This window comes from Allobaculum fili (assembly GCF_020969955.1).
Lineage (GTDB): Bacteria > Bacillota_I > Bacilli_A > Erysipelotrichales > Erysipelotrichaceae > Allobaculum > Allobaculum fili.
Window position 1 is genome coordinate 1 of sequence record NZ_JAHDSX010000050.1, and the last position, 16,159, is coordinate 16,159.

12 protein-coding genes are annotated in these 16,159 nt (G+C 51.5%); 6 read left to right on the forward strand and 6 right to left on the reverse strand.

All coding sequences use genetic code 11. The annotated features are described in order from the left end of the window. Nucleotides 1–182, forward strand: a 182-nt coding sequence (locus tag Afil_RS09225) for a hypothetical protein (RefSeq protein WP_230268269.1), incomplete at its 5' end; no start/stop codon positions are given. Nucleotides 183–429: 247 nt separating this feature from the next. Here Afil_RS09225 and Afil_RS09230 read toward each other — a convergent pair. The 6 genes from Afil_RS09230 to Afil_RS09255 all read right to left on the reverse strand — a co-directional run bounded on the left by Afil_RS09230 (nucleotide 430) and on the right by Afil_RS09255 (nucleotide 10,714). Further along, nucleotides 430–2,361 carry an NAD(+) synthase gene (locus tag Afil_RS09230; RefSeq protein WP_230268270.1) on the reverse strand — a complete coding sequence of 644 codons (1,932 nt, stop codon included), beginning with the start codon at nucleotides 2,359–2,361 and terminating at the stop codon, nucleotides 430–432. 282 nt (nucleotides 2,362–2,643) lie between these two features. After that, complete coding sequence (locus Afil_RS09235; protein ID WP_230268271.1) at nucleotides 2,644–3,696, reverse strand: glycosyltransferase; 1,053 nt, start codon at nucleotides 3,694–3,696, stop codon at nucleotides 2,644–2,646. An 8-nt stretch (nucleotides 3,697–3,704) separates the two neighbouring features. Continuing rightward, nucleotides 3,705–4,868, reverse strand: coding sequence for an ABC transporter ATP-binding protein (locus Afil_RS09240; RefSeq protein ID WP_230268272.1), 1,164 nt, complete (start codon nucleotides 4,866–4,868; stop codon nucleotides 3,705–3,707). A 291-nt stretch (nucleotides 4,869–5,159) separates the two neighbouring features. Beyond that, nucleotides 5,160–7,763 (reverse strand): glycosyltransferase family 2 protein, encoded by a 2,604-nt coding sequence (locus tag Afil_RS09245; protein ID WP_230268273.1) that lies wholly within the window; start codon nucleotides 7,761–7,763, stop codon nucleotides 5,160–5,162. A 427-nt stretch (nucleotides 7,764–8,190) separates the two neighbouring features. Continuing rightward, the gene (locus Afil_RS09250) at nucleotides 8,191–8,970 is read right to left on the reverse strand and encodes an ABC transporter permease (protein WP_230268274.1); all 780 of its coding nucleotides are present in this window, start codon (nucleotides 8,968–8,970) and stop codon (nucleotides 8,191–8,193) included. A 205-nt stretch (nucleotides 8,971–9,175) separates the two neighbouring features. Continuing rightward, nucleotides 9,176–10,714, reverse strand: coding sequence for a 4Fe-4S dicluster domain-containing protein (locus Afil_RS09255; protein WP_230268275.1), 1,539 nt, complete (start codon nucleotides 10,712–10,714; stop codon nucleotides 9,176–9,178). A gap of 518 nt (nucleotides 10,715–11,232) precedes the next feature. On the opposite strand from Afil_RS09255, the gene Afil_RS09260 reads away from it, so the two are divergent. From Afil_RS09260 to Afil_RS09280, 5 genes are all read left to right on the forward strand, one after another. After that, complete coding sequence (locus Afil_RS09260) at nucleotides 11,233–12,150, forward strand: RluA family pseudouridine synthase (RefSeq protein ID WP_230268276.1); 918 nt, start codon at nucleotides 11,233–11,235, stop codon at nucleotides 12,148–12,150. Between the two features lie 161 nt (nucleotides 12,151–12,311). Further along, nucleotides 12,312–12,890: a hypothetical protein gene (locus Afil_RS09265; protein ID WP_230268277.1), complete on the forward strand. Its 579-nt coding sequence runs from the start codon at nucleotides 12,312–12,314 to the stop codon at nucleotides 12,888–12,890. A gap of 152 nt (nucleotides 12,891–13,042) precedes the next feature. Next, nucleotides 13,043–14,365 (forward strand): patatin-like phospholipase family protein, encoded by a 1,323-nt coding sequence (locus Afil_RS09270; RefSeq protein ID WP_230268278.1) that lies wholly within the window; start codon nucleotides 13,043–13,045, stop codon nucleotides 14,363–14,365. Next, nucleotides 14,325–15,890: a patatin-like phospholipase family protein gene (locus Afil_RS09275; RefSeq protein ID WP_230268279.1), complete on the forward strand. Its 1,566-nt coding sequence runs from the start codon at nucleotides 14,325–14,327 to the stop codon at nucleotides 15,888–15,890. The genes Afil_RS09270 and Afil_RS09275 overlap by 41 nt, the downstream gene beginning before the upstream one ends. Nucleotides 15,891–15,904: 14 nt before the next feature. Further along, nucleotides 15,905–16,159: hypothetical protein (locus tag Afil_RS09280; protein ID WP_230268280.1), on the forward strand; the 255-nt coding region annotated here is incomplete at its 3' end.

Consider the following 16,159-nt stretch of genomic DNA (forward strand, 5'->3'; position numbering starts at 1 on the left):
ACGACTTAAATCCAGAGCGCTACATGGAGTACGTTCTGGATGAACTCAAATGGTTCAAAGACGATGAAATCGCGGTAGATGTATTGAAGTCACTTCTGCCGTATTCAAAGGATTTACCTGAATATCTCCGAATTGGATACCGTGGACCGGATCCGAAGTATGAAGGAAACGATGAAGAATAAAAAATACGCCAAGCGGGATCTCGAAAGGGATCCCGTTTAGCGTATCTAATATTCAGTCTCGCGTATACCCGTCGATTGTTTGACACTTACGAAAAAACATCCGCTTCTGGCTGGTTTTATACAAAAAGCCTGTCCGATTCCTACAGGAAAGGGACAGGCAATGGATACACAATATCTTTCAAAAACAGGGGCGGTGCAGTCCGGAGATCCTTTGCTCTATGCAAAACAGGATCCGGATCGGGTGATGCTAGAGCTCGATCGAATCGAGATCGGCCATCCACATGGAGCGGGAAGCGTCGGAAGGCATGCGCCAGTCGCCGCGCGGGGAGAAGTTGACGGAACCAACCTTGACGCCGTCTGGCATGACGTTGCGCTTGAACTGCTGGCTGAAAAAGCGCTGATAAAACAGACGCAGCGTCTTGAGAATTTCTTTTGGATCCGTATTTGGGAAAGCATGGCAGGCCAGATCGAAAATCTTGGAAGGCGATTCGTGGAATCGCATCATATGATACAGGAAGAAGTCGTGCAGATCGTAGCTGCCGAGTACCTGTTCGGTTTTCTGGGCGATCGACCCGTCTTTATCGGGCGGAAGAAGTTCCGGGGAAACCGGGGTGTCGCAAATGCTGGTAAGGACATCGTATAAAGCCGTATTGCCCTGATTTTTCGCTTCGAGCGCTTCGGTTTCGACCAGATAGCGAACGAGCGTTTTCGGCACGGATACGTTGACTGCGTACATGGACATGTGATCGCCGTTGTATGTGCACCAGCCAAGAGCCAGTTCGCTCAAATCGCCGGTACCAATGACGAGTGCGTTTTCCTTGTTGGCCAGATCCATGAGAATCTGTGTACGTTCTCTGGCCTGGCTGTTTTCGTATGTAATGTCGAAGGTATTCGGATCCTGATCGATGTCGCGGAAATGAATGTTGACCGCATCAGCGATCGGAATGACTTTTGTGGTGACGTGAAGCAGTTCCATCAGCTTCATGGCGTTGGATTTCGTATGGTCGGTCGTACCAAATCCCGGCAGCGTCACGGCGATAATGCCGCTCTTATCGAGATGGAGCAGATCGAAGGCGCGCACGCAGACGAGCAGAGCGAGCGTGGAGTCCAGACCGCCGGAAATGCCGAGAACGACTTTGGAGCAGCGGATCTTTTTCAGACGGGTCGCCAGACCGGTCGCCTGGATCGTAAGAATTTTCTGGCAGCGCGCAATGCGGCGATGCAGATCGGAAGGAACGAACGGATAGGCGTTGACGGTTCGCTTGAGTTCGATCGAATGTACAGGTTTGGACGCGAACGGTACTTTCGTTACGCCGTCTTCGAGCGATTCAAAGGACGTCTTGTATTTCATGCGCTCGTTTTTGAGAATTTCCAGATCGATCTGCGCGGTGATGATTTCCTGCGGATGCAGGATCGAGCTCTGCGCGAGAATATGACCGTTTTCGGCGATGAGTTTCTGTCCGCCAAATACGAGATCGCTGGAACTTTCATCCGGACCGGCACTGGCATAAATATAAGCCGCATAATTGCGCGCGGACTGTTCGAGTACAAGAGACGTCCGGTATTCTTCCTTGGCGATGACTTCGTTGGAAGCGGAAAGGTTGCACAGCACGTTGGCACCGGCTGCTGCCAGGCGGGAACTTACAGGAATGGAAACCCAGAGGTCTTCACAGATTTCCGGACCGATCACGGCGCCCGTCGTAAAGTCTTCAAACACGATGCGCTCGCGAACCGGAACGGCGCGCTTCATAAAATGAACGGTCGCGTTTTCCGGTAAATAGAGCGCGGAGGTAAACCAGCGCGGCTCGTAATATTCGTTGTAATTGGGCAGATAGTTTTTCGCGTAAAAGCCTAAAACCTGATGATTGGAAATAAAGGCGGCGGCGTTGTACAGATGGTTTTCCACCTGCAAAGGAAGTCCGACCAGAAGGGAAAGGTGATCCGGCAGCTTTTCGCAAAGCCATTCCAGGGCTTCCAGCACTTTTTTCTGCAGGAGGGATTCATAAAAGAGATCCTGACACGTATAGCCCGTTAACGAGAGTTCCGGGCTGACCGCCAGACGTACGGTCTCGGGCAGCTTTTCACAAAGAGAAAGAATATTCATGGCGTTGACCATCGGATCGCCGATCGATACCGACGGCGTCAGCGCGGCCACTTCATAATAGGTATAAGGTTTCATGATTCAGCTCGCTTTCCAGAACAGGCGAAGGAAACGATTCGACAGAAAAATGCCCGAAGTTTTCCTTCGCTTTTTCATTCTGAGTCCTATTTTACCCGCATTTTACGGGCGCCTTCGAACTTTGGTCTGGAATTGGATCAGCGCCGCAAAGAAAAACCGAAATCCTGCCGCGACGCGAAGATTTCGGTTCGGTGTTTCTATTGTTCTTTATGGTAAATGCACGTACGCCTGTCCTGCTTTTTGCGGTATTGAGGCAGAGAATGACGCATCACCAGACGCGTTTTATCGTTTTCTGTTTTTGTCGCGATAGCCGGCAAGGACATAAATCCAGCCGCAGATCTGCTCTTTTCGCGTCATGCAGGAACGTTTGGGATCTTTCATGAGCTTTCGATAGAGTGAGAAGGACCTGCGATCCATCGCTTCCATATACGTTTCCAGAAACGCCAGCTCTTCGGCCATATCTTTTGTGAAAAGGTCACTTTGCGTAATCTGCAGTGAGCAGAGGACGTGAATTCGATCGAGATAGGGTGCCGTGCGGTAATAATACGTTCTCGCGTGCTTCAGTTTGGTCAGCAGCGAATCGGAATACGCTTGCGGAAGGCTGGTCGTATTGGAATCGTGAATCCGATAGTCAAACAGCCGCTTGTCCAGATAATAGAGCGAATGGGTTGTTGCGCCCAGCAGAGCGAGCTGCCAGTCGTGGGGAAGCAGAAAGTTCTGATCGGCGACGTAGCGCTTGGCCATGTCTCTGGTAATCATCATCGCGCAGCCCTGAAAGCCGTTGTGGATGAAGATATCCGAAAGTTCGATTGGCGTCATGCCGTTCAAAGTGATGTCGGATTTTTCGAGCAGGTTCTGGTTAGACCAGCCTGGAAGGGGATCTGCTTCGAAAAGTTCGCCGTTCTGGTTCATGAACGAAAAGGAAGAGGCGATGACTTGGGCTTCGGGAAACTCCCGATGCGCCTGCAGCATCGTTTCGATTTTATCCGGATGCCAGCGATCGTCCTGATCGCACAGGAAAATGAAATCGCCGCTTGCCGCTTCGAGCAGGCGGGCAAAATTTCGGATGTAGCCAAGATTTTCATCGCTGTCGAGAACACGTACGTTCAAATTGGGATGCGCTTCGATCCAGGCGTTAATAACGGCGTTGCTGTGATCGGTAGAACCGTCATCGCGAATGAGCAGTTCGTCAAAGGGACGGGTCTGGCTGGCGATGGAATCGAGCTGTTCTGCTAAATACGGTTCGCCGTTATAGACAGCAACGACAACACTGACGCGCTCCAAAACCGGGTCCGGAACGGAGAGCGGGGAAGACGATTCAGAAGAAAGAGGCATAGAGATCCTTATCCTTTATCATCGTCTTCAAAGTTGACGGGATTTTCATCGAAGCGCACACGGATGCTCTTGTGGTCGATCTGGCGCTTGGTTTTGCCGTCGCGCAAAATGACTTCAATGCGATGGGCACCGTCGGTGAGCTTTTCTTTTGGAATGATGACTTCAAAGCCGACGGTGTCTTCATGGATGAAGCCGGCATAGTCTTCTTCGTACGCTTTGAACACGTCGCTTCGACGGGATCGGCACGTATTGGGAAGTACTTCGTCATCGAAGAGCACTTCAAGCTGTTCATCCAGGGAGTTGGAAACGCCCCAGCCTTTGACGTGAAGGTTTTCCGAGTTGGGCAGCGACTGGAAGGGCGCGGGGGTATCGATGAAGACGGCGCCGCGTACATGGGCGTTGGCGTCTTCGGCGGCTTTCTGCGCTTCTTCCTTGTTGTCGATGGCGGACTGTTCCAGGTATTTGGAAATGACGTACGTCGGGTCGCCGTCCAGGCGCAGATGGCCTTTGTAAATCCATACCGCGCGGGAGCAGAGAATTTTGACCATGCCCAGCGAGTGGCTGACGATGACGATCGTCTTGTCGGAGTCGCGCAGTTCTTCGAGCTTGTCGAAGCACTTGTTCTGGAAGTGCTGGTCGCCGACGGCCAGAATTTCGTCGATGAGCAGAATTTCGGCGTCAACATTGATGGCAACGGAGAAAGCCAGACGCATATACATACCGGAAGAGTACGTGCGGACCGGTTCGTCGATAAAGTGACCGAGTTCGGAAAATTCGATGATGTCATCGATACGCTTGTCGATTTCATCCTTGTTCAGACCGAACACAGCCGCGTTGAAGTAAATGTTTTCGCGGCCGGTGAAGTCCGGATGGAAGCCGGCGCCAAGCTCGAGCAGACTGGTCAGCTTGCCCTGGGTTTCTACCGTACCTTTATTCGGGTAGAGAATGCGGGTCATCAGTTTGAGAAGAGTCGACTTGCCGGACCCGTTGGTTCCGATCAGAGCGACGGTTTCTCCTTTTTTTATGTCGAGGGAAATATCATCGAGGACGACGTTTTCCGTCATCGCGCCTTTGCGGCGGGTGAGTCTTTCCTTGAGGGTTTTCTGTTTGTCTTTGTAGATCTTGAAGGTCTTGGTCATATGCCGGATTTCAATAGCATTGGACTGATCCATGAATCCACCTCGCGTTTCTAATGCGAAATCCTTACGGATTTCCTTACTTTGTTTCAGTTTCTTTTCGTTCAGATTCTTTTAATTTATGAAAAAGGAAGGCACCTCGGGTTCAGAGGCTGTTTCCTGTTCTTTCGTTTTTCAAATTGGTTTTGATCGTTCTGGCTCTGCCATCAGGCGGCAGGGCAATGGCCATACGCATTCGGAAAGAAACAAGGATGAGAAGGCAGTGACTGACTTCTCATCCCTGGCATTCTCGTTTCGGAACGGTTCTTTTCCGGATCGATGGGCCGGTTATTTCTTTTCAGACGAAGCTTTCGTTTCGTCTTCGTTTTTTGGTTCTGGCCGTTCTGGACGGAGGGTTCCGCATGTGTAGTAGTCTTCGCCCAGGAAGTCCGGGTTGATGTAGGGGTTGACTTCATCGTCCTTGCGCAGCTGGTAGGTAATGCTGGTGAGGTCGAGATTGGGGTTGTAGTACGGATCTTCGCTGCGCAGTTCATCCGGCCACAGATGATACATGCGGCGCACTTCGTTTTCAAAGCGGGCTTTTTTCTTCTCATCATCTTCGTAGCCGCGGGTCTGCGATTCGTAGTGGAACATGATCGCAAATGGGTTCTGGATGATCTGGTGGCCGGCTTTGCGGATTCTCAGGCAGAGATCAATGTCGTTGTAGGCGACGGCGAGATCTTCGTTAAAGCCGCCGATTTCTTCAAAGACGTGGCGGGGAACCATCAGACAGGCAGCCGTTGCGGCGGAGACGTTGGTCATCGTACGCAGGCGGTAGTTTTCGCCGCCTTCGACCTGACCGATCATCGCGTGACCGGCAACCCCGGAATGGCCGATGATGACGCCGTTGTGCTGGATCGTGCCGTCTTCATAGTACAGCTTGGCACCGACCGCACCCACACCGGGCAGAACGGCCTGGCCGAGGAGTTCCTGAAGCAGATCGCCGTTTATGGCTTCGGTATCGTTGTTCAGAAACAGCAGGTATTCGCCTTTGGCGTGCTTTACGCCAAAGTTGTTGATGGCGGAGTAGTTGAACGGATGCTGCCATTCAATGATCTGTACTTTATCCGGATACGTGCGCTTGATATCTTCGTAGCCTTCAAACGTCTTCTGTTCCGTCGAGTTGTTTTCGACCACGATGACTTCAAAGTTTTTGTACGTCGAGCGGCGGATAAGGTTGTCCAGGCAGACGTTGAGGTCGTTGATGTGATCCTTGTTGGGGATGATGACCGAAACGAGCGGATTGCCCGGTGTCGGGTATTTGAGATGGTACTGGCCATGGACGTCGGTATCGAGCACTTCGACATCCATACCGTTGCGTGTCGCCCAGTCTTTGAGGGCACGTTCGCCGGCCGTGTAGGCCCAGAGCTTGCTTTCGGAATCGAGCGCGGTCGATCCGGCATGCATGCGCCAGTGATACAGGATGCGCGGCAGATGGCCGATCTTTTCGGGCTTGCAGATGTCCATCAGACGAAGCACGAGATCGAAGTCCTGCGCGCCGTCGTATTCGCTTTTGAGCGTTCCGCCGGCCGCGTCATAGACGCTCTTTTTCATCGTCAGGAAGTGACAGATGTAGTTGGTGGAACGCAGCAGAGCCGGGGAGAAATCCGGCTTGAAGTTTGGACCGACATAGCGGCCGGTCGCGTCTTCAAATTTGTCTTCGTCGGTATAGACGAAGTCGTAGTCGTGTTCGTTAAACGCCTTAACGACTTCAAACAGGCAGTCCGGTTCGAGGAAGTCGTCGTGGTCGTACAGCGAAATGAGTTCGCCGTCCGCCAGATCGGCTGCGGCGTTCATGTTGCCGGAAATGCCGAGGTTTTTCTCCAGACGGCACCAGGAAATTTTTGGATCCGGATGCGCCTTGAGGTAGTCTTCGACATCGTTTGTCGAAGAGCCGTCGGCGATGCACAGCTGCCAGTTATCGTACGTCTGTTCGCGCACGGAATCGATCATTTTTTCCAGAAGATCGAGCGGCGTGTTGTACGCGGCAACGATCAGGGAAACTTTCGGATTCCAGTCAAATTTCACCCTGCGCTGCGCTTCAAGCTGTTCCGGTGTAGCGCGGTGCGCGAGGAACCAGCGGTTGTACTCATCGTTAAACGGGGAGTCCTTATGGGTCGCCTTGAAGTGGAGACGGGAAAGGAACGGTTTCAGCCCGTGGATGCGCAGGTATTCCACGCCATGGGAAATGCGCTGGGCGTTGATGCCTTTCAGATTAAGCCAGCTCAGTTTTGGCTGAACGATCGGAACGATCCATTCCTGCTGCCCGTTCGACACTTTCATGGAAAACGGCTTATCGAAGCGGGCCGGGTTGTTTACATAAATATGGAAGCCGCTGACGCGTTCGGTCAGAGTGAAGAAGCTGCGGGAAACATCAAAGCGGGCGGAGAAGCGAACTTTAGCGTCCTTAACTTCGTTTCCGTGCGCGTCGAGCAGGGTGATTTCGAACGGCTCGGACGAATTGGTGCCGATCAGCCAGCCCTGAATGATCAGAAGGTCTTTTTTCTTCTGGTACAGATAGACGTCGATCATCGACATCAGGCCAGTCGTATTGGTCGCTTTTTCGAGCGCCTGGCCTTCGAATACTTTTTTTCCGCGGCCGTTGTAGGTCAGTTCAACTTTTTCAACGTTCACGTTTGGCAGATCCGCACGCAGGGTAAAGCCGGCGTGGGTAATTTCCGGTGCCTGTTTGGCGAGGCGGGCACCCTGATTGCGGCGGTCGCGGCGTACGCGCGTGTGTACAGGCTGGCCGTTGACTTTCAGCTCAAAGTCGCCGCCTTCCGGAGTTTCGGTATCGACCGCGATGCCGGACATCACAATCGAAACGGACTGATCCGGATGCGGGGTTACGAGAAACTGGTTGATCATTAAAGAATAAAATTCATTGCTCATAAAATGTCCTTTTTAAACCGGTCAGTCCCAGGGCACAGGTCTTTGTCGGTGCGGCGTTCGGGCTGCCGTCTGATTACTTTACTTCATGTTTAACATCAAAATAACATTGATGAATCCATCGCGTCGAAATGAACTCTTGTACACTGTCAAATTTTCGCTTTGCGCAAACCAAAGCAGTTCAACTTCGATCGCATATTTCTTTTCTGTCGGGATGCTCTTTTTATATAAAGGAAAAAAGCAGATCTCCATACAGCCAAAATCCGGATAGAACATCCGGATCAGGTCTTCTTGATTCTGCAGAGAAATGCGTTTTCGATTGCTTGTTTCCTTCGTGTTTAACACGTAACCAACAAATTAAATGTGCAGAATCCCTCAATTGGTGCCGCTTTATCAGCGGGTAAGAAAAGATAGAAAGCCTTTGGAAGCCTTAGAGCTCTTCCGCAAAGCCTCTTTGCAGCTTGTCAAATACCCAGGTACCAAACATGGTCAGAACAATGCCGAGCAGCAGCACGATGCCGAGACAGATAAAGTTTGGCGCCGTTCCGTCCATCATGACGGCGCGGCTGGCGTCTACGATCATCGTCAGGGGGTTCAGACGGATCATATAGGCGAGAATATGCTTGGAAGGGAACACGCTGAGCGAATAAACGATCGGCGTTCCATAGAACAGCAGGTTTAAGACGAACTGAATAATGTTGTTAACGTCCTGGACGTACACATTCACGGCAGCCAGAATCAGACCGATGCCGTAAATGAGAAGGGCTTCAATCACTCCGATTGCCGGAATCCAGAGAACGTTCCACGTCAGAGGAATCTGGTAGATCACAACGAAGATCAGCATGATCGGAATGGAAATGAAGAAGTTGACCAGTCCGGAAAGAACCTGCGAAAGCACGAGGATCTTTCTCGGAAAGTAAACCTTCTTGACGACGCCCTCATTGGCCTTGATGCAGCCGGTCGCGCCGACCACGCCGCTCTGGAAAAAGTTCCAGGGGAAAATACCGGTAATCAGATACACCAGAAAGTTCGGCATGCCGCCGCGCATCAGGTAAGGGAATACCAGGTAGTAAACCAGCACCTGAAGCAGAGGGGTCAGAAATGTCCACAGGACGCCAAGAAATGAACCTTTATAGCGGCCGCGAATATCCTTGCGAACGTTCGTCTTGAGCAGTTCGCGATATTCGTAGAACTCGCGGATGGATTTCATGTCAAGCCTCCTTGAAGCCGGTACCTGTGTGAAACAGAAGAAACCGTGCCCTCCAATTATAAAAGAAATCGGAAGACAGAGTGAAAAATCCGTTTTCGAACGGGTTTACGGCTGTCCTCTATTGAAACAGATCTCCCCGAAAAACAAAAGCGCCGGAGCGTTTTGCTCCGGCGTAAATAGCGTTAAGGGAAGACGAAGCTGGAAATTATTCTTCCGGTGGGTCGTACATATGGGAGATTTCGTGCACGCGATCCGAATGCATGGATTCGTCCGCAAACTGCATCTTGTCTTCCTTGGCGTACTTCTTGACCTGCGCCGAGGTCTTGGCGATCGGGGCAAGCGTTCCGGCACCGGCTACGCATCCGCCCGGGCAGGCCATGCCTTCGAGCAGGTAGCCGTTGAGACGGCCGGCCTTGGCCATCATCAGCATCGTACGGCAGTTTTTCAGACCTTCGGCAGCCTGGACTTTTACCGTGGTACCCGGATTGTTTTTCTCGATAAGGGATTTAACGGCTTTCGCTACGCCGCCGGAAACCGCGAATTCACGGCCCGCTGCGGTACCTTTGTCAAAGGTGCCTTCTTCGGCAACAACCTGCGGCAGATCGATGCCCTTGGCGACGAACATGCCCATGACTTCTTCAAAGGTCAGAACGAAGTCGACGTCCGAACGAATGGAACGGCGGCTCGCTTCGAGCTTCTTCGCCGCGCAGGGACCGATGAAGGCCACTTTTGCGTTCGGGTGTTCCTTTTTAATGAGACGGGCGGTCAGAACCATGGGCGTAAGCGCCATGGAAATATAGTCTTTGAACTGAGGGAATTCCTTTTTCGCCATTACGGACCAGGCCGGGCAGCAGCTGGTCGCCATGAACGGCTGCTTTTCCGGAACTTTGTTCAGGAAGTCTTCGGCTTCTTCAATCGTGCACAGGTCGGCACCGATGGCGACTTCAACAACATCCGAGAATCCGGCTTCCTTCAGCGCCGCAACGACTTTTTCCGGAGTGACGGTCGGACCGAACTGGCCGACAAAGGCAGGAGCTACAGCGGCGATAACTTCTTCGCCTTCCTTCATGGCCTTGATGGTCTGGAAAATCTGACCTTTGTCGACGATGGCGCCAAACGGGCAGGAAACGAGGCACTGACCGCAGGATACGCACTTGTCGTAGTCGATTTTGGCTTTTCCGTCTTCGTCGGAATGGATGGCGTTCATGCCGCAGCTTACCGCGCACGGACGTTCAATTTTTACGATCGCATGATACGGGCAGGCTTCCATGCACTTGCCGCATTTGATGCAGAGGTCCTGATCAATTTCCGAATGACCGTCCACCATGTGTACGGCTTTTTTCGGGCAGACTTCTACGCACTGGTGGGAAAGGCATCCCTGGCAGGCGCTGGTGACCATGACTTTCTTTTCCGGGCAGCCATGGCAGGCAAAGGAGATAATGTTAACGAGAGGCTGGTCATAGTACTTTGTCGCTACAGCGCTCTCTTCGACGCCGTCACTGATCGCGCCGGCGGTGGTAATGTCGCGTACGGGCAGGCCCATGCCTAAGCGCAGACGTTCACCGATGATTGCACGTTCGAGAAAAACGGAATCACGGTATTTGGCCTGTTTGCCCTGAATGATTTCATAGGGAATGGCTTCCATTCTTTCTTTGTAATCGACGTCATCGCTGTAAGCCATATCGGCAATGGCCGCAAAGACTTTACGACGAATATCGGTAACCGAGTTGTAAACACCTCTCATGTAAGTTGCTCCTTCCTTCCTCTGTATGGAATCAAAATGTGATTTCTGATGAATTTACTTAAACAGCTTTCTTAGAATAACAAGTTGTTACAAAATTCACAAACAGAAATCATGAACTGTCGAAAATTATCTGGAAATGTAAGGGGTATCGAAAAATATCGCCTTAAAATTCAGGCACAGGAAGTGACGGTTTCCCATGCGGCTTTCGCAGTGTGTTCCTTATTATTTTTATTCCGGTCATCCTTTTTTTCAATGTATTGATTCAAAATGATATCGCACTGCACAAAAAGGAAATAAGCAAGCCGGAGCCGCTTCCTTTCATCCTCAGAAAATAGGATTTTTTGAAAACAGAAAACGGGATGGAAAAAAGCCGGCTGGATACTCCGTCGGCATAAAGAAGAAAAAATGAAGAAGAAAAGGAGAAAAGCGCTCCGTCCAGACGGTGGAAACACGCTTTTCTTTGGAAATATTCAAAATCCGCGAAAGCGGGAATTTTGATTGGAGAAGGAGAAATTTCTATGAAAGAGCTGATCATTCAGAAAAATGACGCGTCGCAGCGCCTGGACAAGTTTCTGCTCAAGGCGTTTCCAAATCTGCACAAGGGCGCGCTCTATAAAGCGGTGCGCAATAAGAAAATCAAGGTGAACCGCAAGCGGGCGCAGTTTGATCAGATCCTGCAGGAAGGCGATCACATTCTGCTCTTTCTGGCGCCGGATCTTCTCGAAACCAAACCGCAGACGATGGAAAAGCGGCCCGATCTGGATGTCGTCTACGAAGACGAAAACCTGATTGCGGCAAACAAGCCGGCCGGTCTGCTTTCGGTTAAAGATTCGGCCGAAAGCCAGGATACGCTCAACGACCGTCTGCTCTGGCATCTGTATAAAAACGGGGAATACGATCCCGCAGCGGAACAGTCGTTTCGACCGGCTCTGGCGCACCGTCTGGATCGGAATACGTCCGGTCTGGTGCTGGCGGCCAAAAACGCCGAAAGCGCGCGAACGCTGGCCGAGGCGATCCGGGAGCGCGCGCTCAAAAAAAGCTACCTGGCCGTTACCCGCAAAAAGCCCGTTCAGGGACATATTGAAGTCTGGCTGAAAAAAGAAGGAACAAAGGCCCTGATCAGCGAGAGCCCGAAAGACGGCTATGACAGCGCCATTATGGATGTGCACACGATTGAGGAAGATCCAGTACGGCATCTGTGCCTTTCGCAGATCGATCTGCATACCGGGCGCTTTCATCAGATCCGCGCCACGCTCGCCCATTTCCATACCCCGCTGGCCCGGGATGTGAAGTACGGCGATAAAAAAGGAAAAGGCGATTACCGGCTGCAGGCGTGGAAAATTTCGCTGGAAAACACGCCTTTTGAAAAGCCGGCTGTCATCGAAATTCCCAAAAGCGAAAGACTGTCCTTAAAAACGCTTTCTGCGGATTTTTAGAAGGGAATTCGAGCGGGAAGTCTGAAGCGAAAGCCGAAAGCAGACCGCCAAACTGGCGATTTTATAAAGATTAAATACAGAACAGAAAGCGTGCAGATCCAGCGTACGGAGCGAAACTAGAGCCGGTTTGGAAAGTCACAAGTTTCTGTTACCGTCCAGATATGACACGACTGCTCATTTCTGCGCTCGTCTGCACGGGCTGCTTTCTGTTTTTTATTTGGCGCCACTATGGTCGATCCGCTGCTGGACTTATCTTCTGGGTGCTGTATTATCCGTACGTTCTGCTCGAACTGGCCTGGTCAGAGGAACTGCTCTTTTTTTGCGTTCTCGGTCTTTTTGGCGGCATGGCGTGGATGGAAGATTTGTATACGCGCTATTTCAGCGCGTACTGGCTGTTACCGTTTGGACTTCTTCTTTTCTGGAGTGTCGGACTCACGCACCCGGGATTGCGGGGCTTTTCGCTTTTGGATGGTCTGGGCTTTGTGTATGGCATTGGCGGTCTGGTTTTATGGAGACAGAAGAAACTGGGGCTTGCGGATGTGCTTTTGCTTTTCGGCCTGGCGTTTGGGCTTGGCTTTGAACGCATGCAGGTGTGCATGGCCATCAGTCTTCTTACAGGCTTCGTTTTACTTGGCTTCTCAAATGAGGATATTCCTTTTGGAAGCGCGCTGATGATCGGATTTGTGATCGCCTTTGCGCACGGTATGACTCTGTATGAGAAACTTGCGGGCTGCTTATGATTTTTTCTGTTCGCGGATCGTGCACCGGAGGCTCCTGAGAAAACGAACAGAATTCCAGTTTTGAAAGGTTTGCTTTCCTGCCGGTTTTGGTACACTCAATGCATATTTCTGAACAGGAATGCATTTTTATTTTGTCAAAGGAGGGGATCCGAATGAACAGCTGGTTTGAAAACCTGAACGCCGTCCCAAATGGGCTTGCCTTAGGCGGCGGAGGGGCGAGAGGCTGCTACGAAATCGGTCTCTGGAAAGCTCTGAATGAAGCCGGGCTTCGCTTTGATGCGGTGAGCGGCACGTCGATCGGCGCGCTGGTCGGCGCCATGTATGTGCAGGGTGCCCTGCCACAGATGATCGAATTTGTACAGACGATGCATCCGCAGGCGATTGCCAAGGATATGGTTTACTTTCCCGAAAATCTTGGCAAATGGATTCAGGATCGAAAGAAAATTGAAGACTTTCTCTCCCGCTACATCTTTTCGAGAACGGGGATGAACATCTCGCCGCTCAAGGAATCGCTGGATGCGATGTTTGACTATAAAGCGTTCAGGGCATCGCCGACCAACTTTGCGTGCATGACGTTTAATCTGAGCACGAAAAGGCCGGAAGCCTATTTCAAAAACGAGATGAACGAAGAAAACGCGCAGAACATCATTCTGGCTTCCGCATCGTGTTACCCGGCATTTCCGGTCATGAAGATGAACGATCAGGAGTACATTGACGGCGGCTATTGGGACAACGTGCCGGTAGATCTGGCCGTGAAGATGGGCGCGAAAAAGGTACTTGGCGTCGATGTCGAAGGGCCAGGCCTCGTGCTTCCGGTTTCTCCATCGGTCGATCTCTTTTTGATGAAGCCGATTTTGCCGCTGGAAAACTTTCTCGATTTCTCCCGCGCTGCGTGCATGAAAAATCTGGCTGCGGGCGAGCTGGAAATGGGAAAACTGCTCGGCCTGTATGCCGGTCATCTCTTTACCTTTGATCGAAGCAGTCAGGAAGCCATCGATTTTTACGAAGGCTATCTGGGCTTTCTCTTTTCGATTCATCGTATTTCCATGGAGGCCAGAGAAATTGCAGGACTCAGCCGCTGGGCCGTGAAGTATTCGCCAAGCGACTTGTCGAAGGCTCTGCTCGAACAGGAAAGCTTTGTGGAACTGCTCGAAATTCTGGCGTATCTGGCCGGTCTCGATCCGTATCGCGTGTATTCATTTGCGGATTTTCTTTCTTTGCTTTTTACGCGTCTGGGCGAGATTGAAGCCCATCCGATTCGCACGACAATCCAGAATGAAGACGACATTCATTCGAAAATGCGGCTGATCGTACTGATGAAAGAGCGGATTGCGCGCACTGGCGTCGATTCGATGCTGAAAACGACCCCGTACAATCGAATTCTGCCCGGCCAGGTCGCGCTTGCCCTGGTCTGGTTTTTCATGGAGGCAGCTTATGAACAGAGAACGACATCAGAACCTGCGTCCGGCCGATAAGAAGCCGAATGAAAAATATGGACTCGTCCTTGGAGGCGGCGGTTCGAAAGGGTGCTATCACGTCGGCGTCTGGCAGGCGTTTAACGAAGCCGGCATCACCTTTGACGCGCTGAGCGGGACGTCGATCGGCGCGCTGGTCGGCATTTTTTATCCGGGAAACCGCATCGAGACGGTTACAGACTTTGTCATGAACATGCAGCCCCAGGAAATTGCGGCAGATCTGCCGGTTCTGCCGGTGACACTGAAGGAAAAAGTGCTCGGAAGCCGGACAGTTCTGAATTTCATTATCAAGTACTTCGATTCCAAAATGGACATCACACCGCTGCGCGAACATTTTCGGATGATGTTCGATTACGAAACGTTCAAAGAATCGCCCGTACGCTACGGATGCATGGCGTATAACGATACGAAAAAGGAAGCCCGCGCCTTTTTTAAAGGCGAAATTACTGCGGAAAACGCGGAAGAAGTCGTAATGGCTTCCTCGGCGTGCTATCCCGCGTTTCCGAAAGTGACGATCAACGGAGAAGAGTATATGGATGGCATGTACGCGGATAACGTGCCGATCGATCTGCTCAATGCCCTCGATCCCAGCCTGGACTGGACGGTCGTCGTCGACCTGCACGATCCGGGCGAACCGCTGCCGCCTTCCTTAACGGAAGACATGTTTTATCTCGAACCGCTGATTAATCCGGGAAACGCGCTGGATTTTTCTACCGGTCATGCGATGCGCATGTACAACCAGGGCTATCTCGAAACGCGCAAGCAGCTCGGGTCGCTCTGCGGCTATGTGTATACGTTTGAAAACCGGGATCTGCCCCTGATTGAGATCGTGGAAAACTATCTCATTCGCCAGACGACGCAGATGCATATCGTTTTCCCGAAAATCCCGGATCTGGATTTCCACATTTTGAAAAGCGCGCTCGGCTATACGCCTGGCCGCTCGTCTGCTGCAGCGGATCCTGGCTATGAATTTGGCCGGCTGGTCGAGGCGCTCGCACTGCTGGCCAAAATCGATCCCGTCGCGCTGTACGACTACGGCGACTATCTTGATCAGATCGTCACGCAGCTGGATGCGATCAAGTCGTCCTACGACGGCGATGAATTTCGGATCGTTGAATTTTTCTCGAAAATGAAACGGGAAGAAATCATGGTTGTGCTCCATCGCTATCTGAAAAAGAGCGGGCACTTTCCATCCAAAGTCGAAGCCATTAAAGAGCAGATTCCGCTGAGCTATACGCTGGCCTGGATCTGGTACTGCCTCGATGCACTCGTGGAATCGCTGCATCACGTACGCGCCATTCATGAAGGCAACGACGAACTCGAAGAAGAACTGTCCAGAACGCCGCAAACCCAGACAGAAGACGAATCCTCGAAAACAGAGAATTCCAAAGATCAGAAGACAAATACCGATCCAGCTTCTTTGGCGAGTCCGTCTTCTGAACCGGCCGTTTTGAACGCCCAGGATCCCGATGCCTATGTGCGGGTGATGTCCGGCGAAAAAGAAACCGAACCGGAAAACGTCTAGCAGCTTTTCCGATTTTGAAATGCGCATTTTCCCCATTCCCATACAAAAACAGCCCGAAGAAAACCGGAAAAACCGGCTCTTTGGGCTGTTCGTTTACCAGGCAGAAAAAGAATTCAGGAAATCAGGCAGGGGATGAAATCGATCGTAAGCGTCAAATAAAAGACGGGTATTTTCTCGACCGCCTCCTTGGGATAATTCCTTTATTCAAGGAGGCTTTTTCATGGAATCAATCATCCCTGCAATCGATCTCGGTATCGATTTCTCCAAAG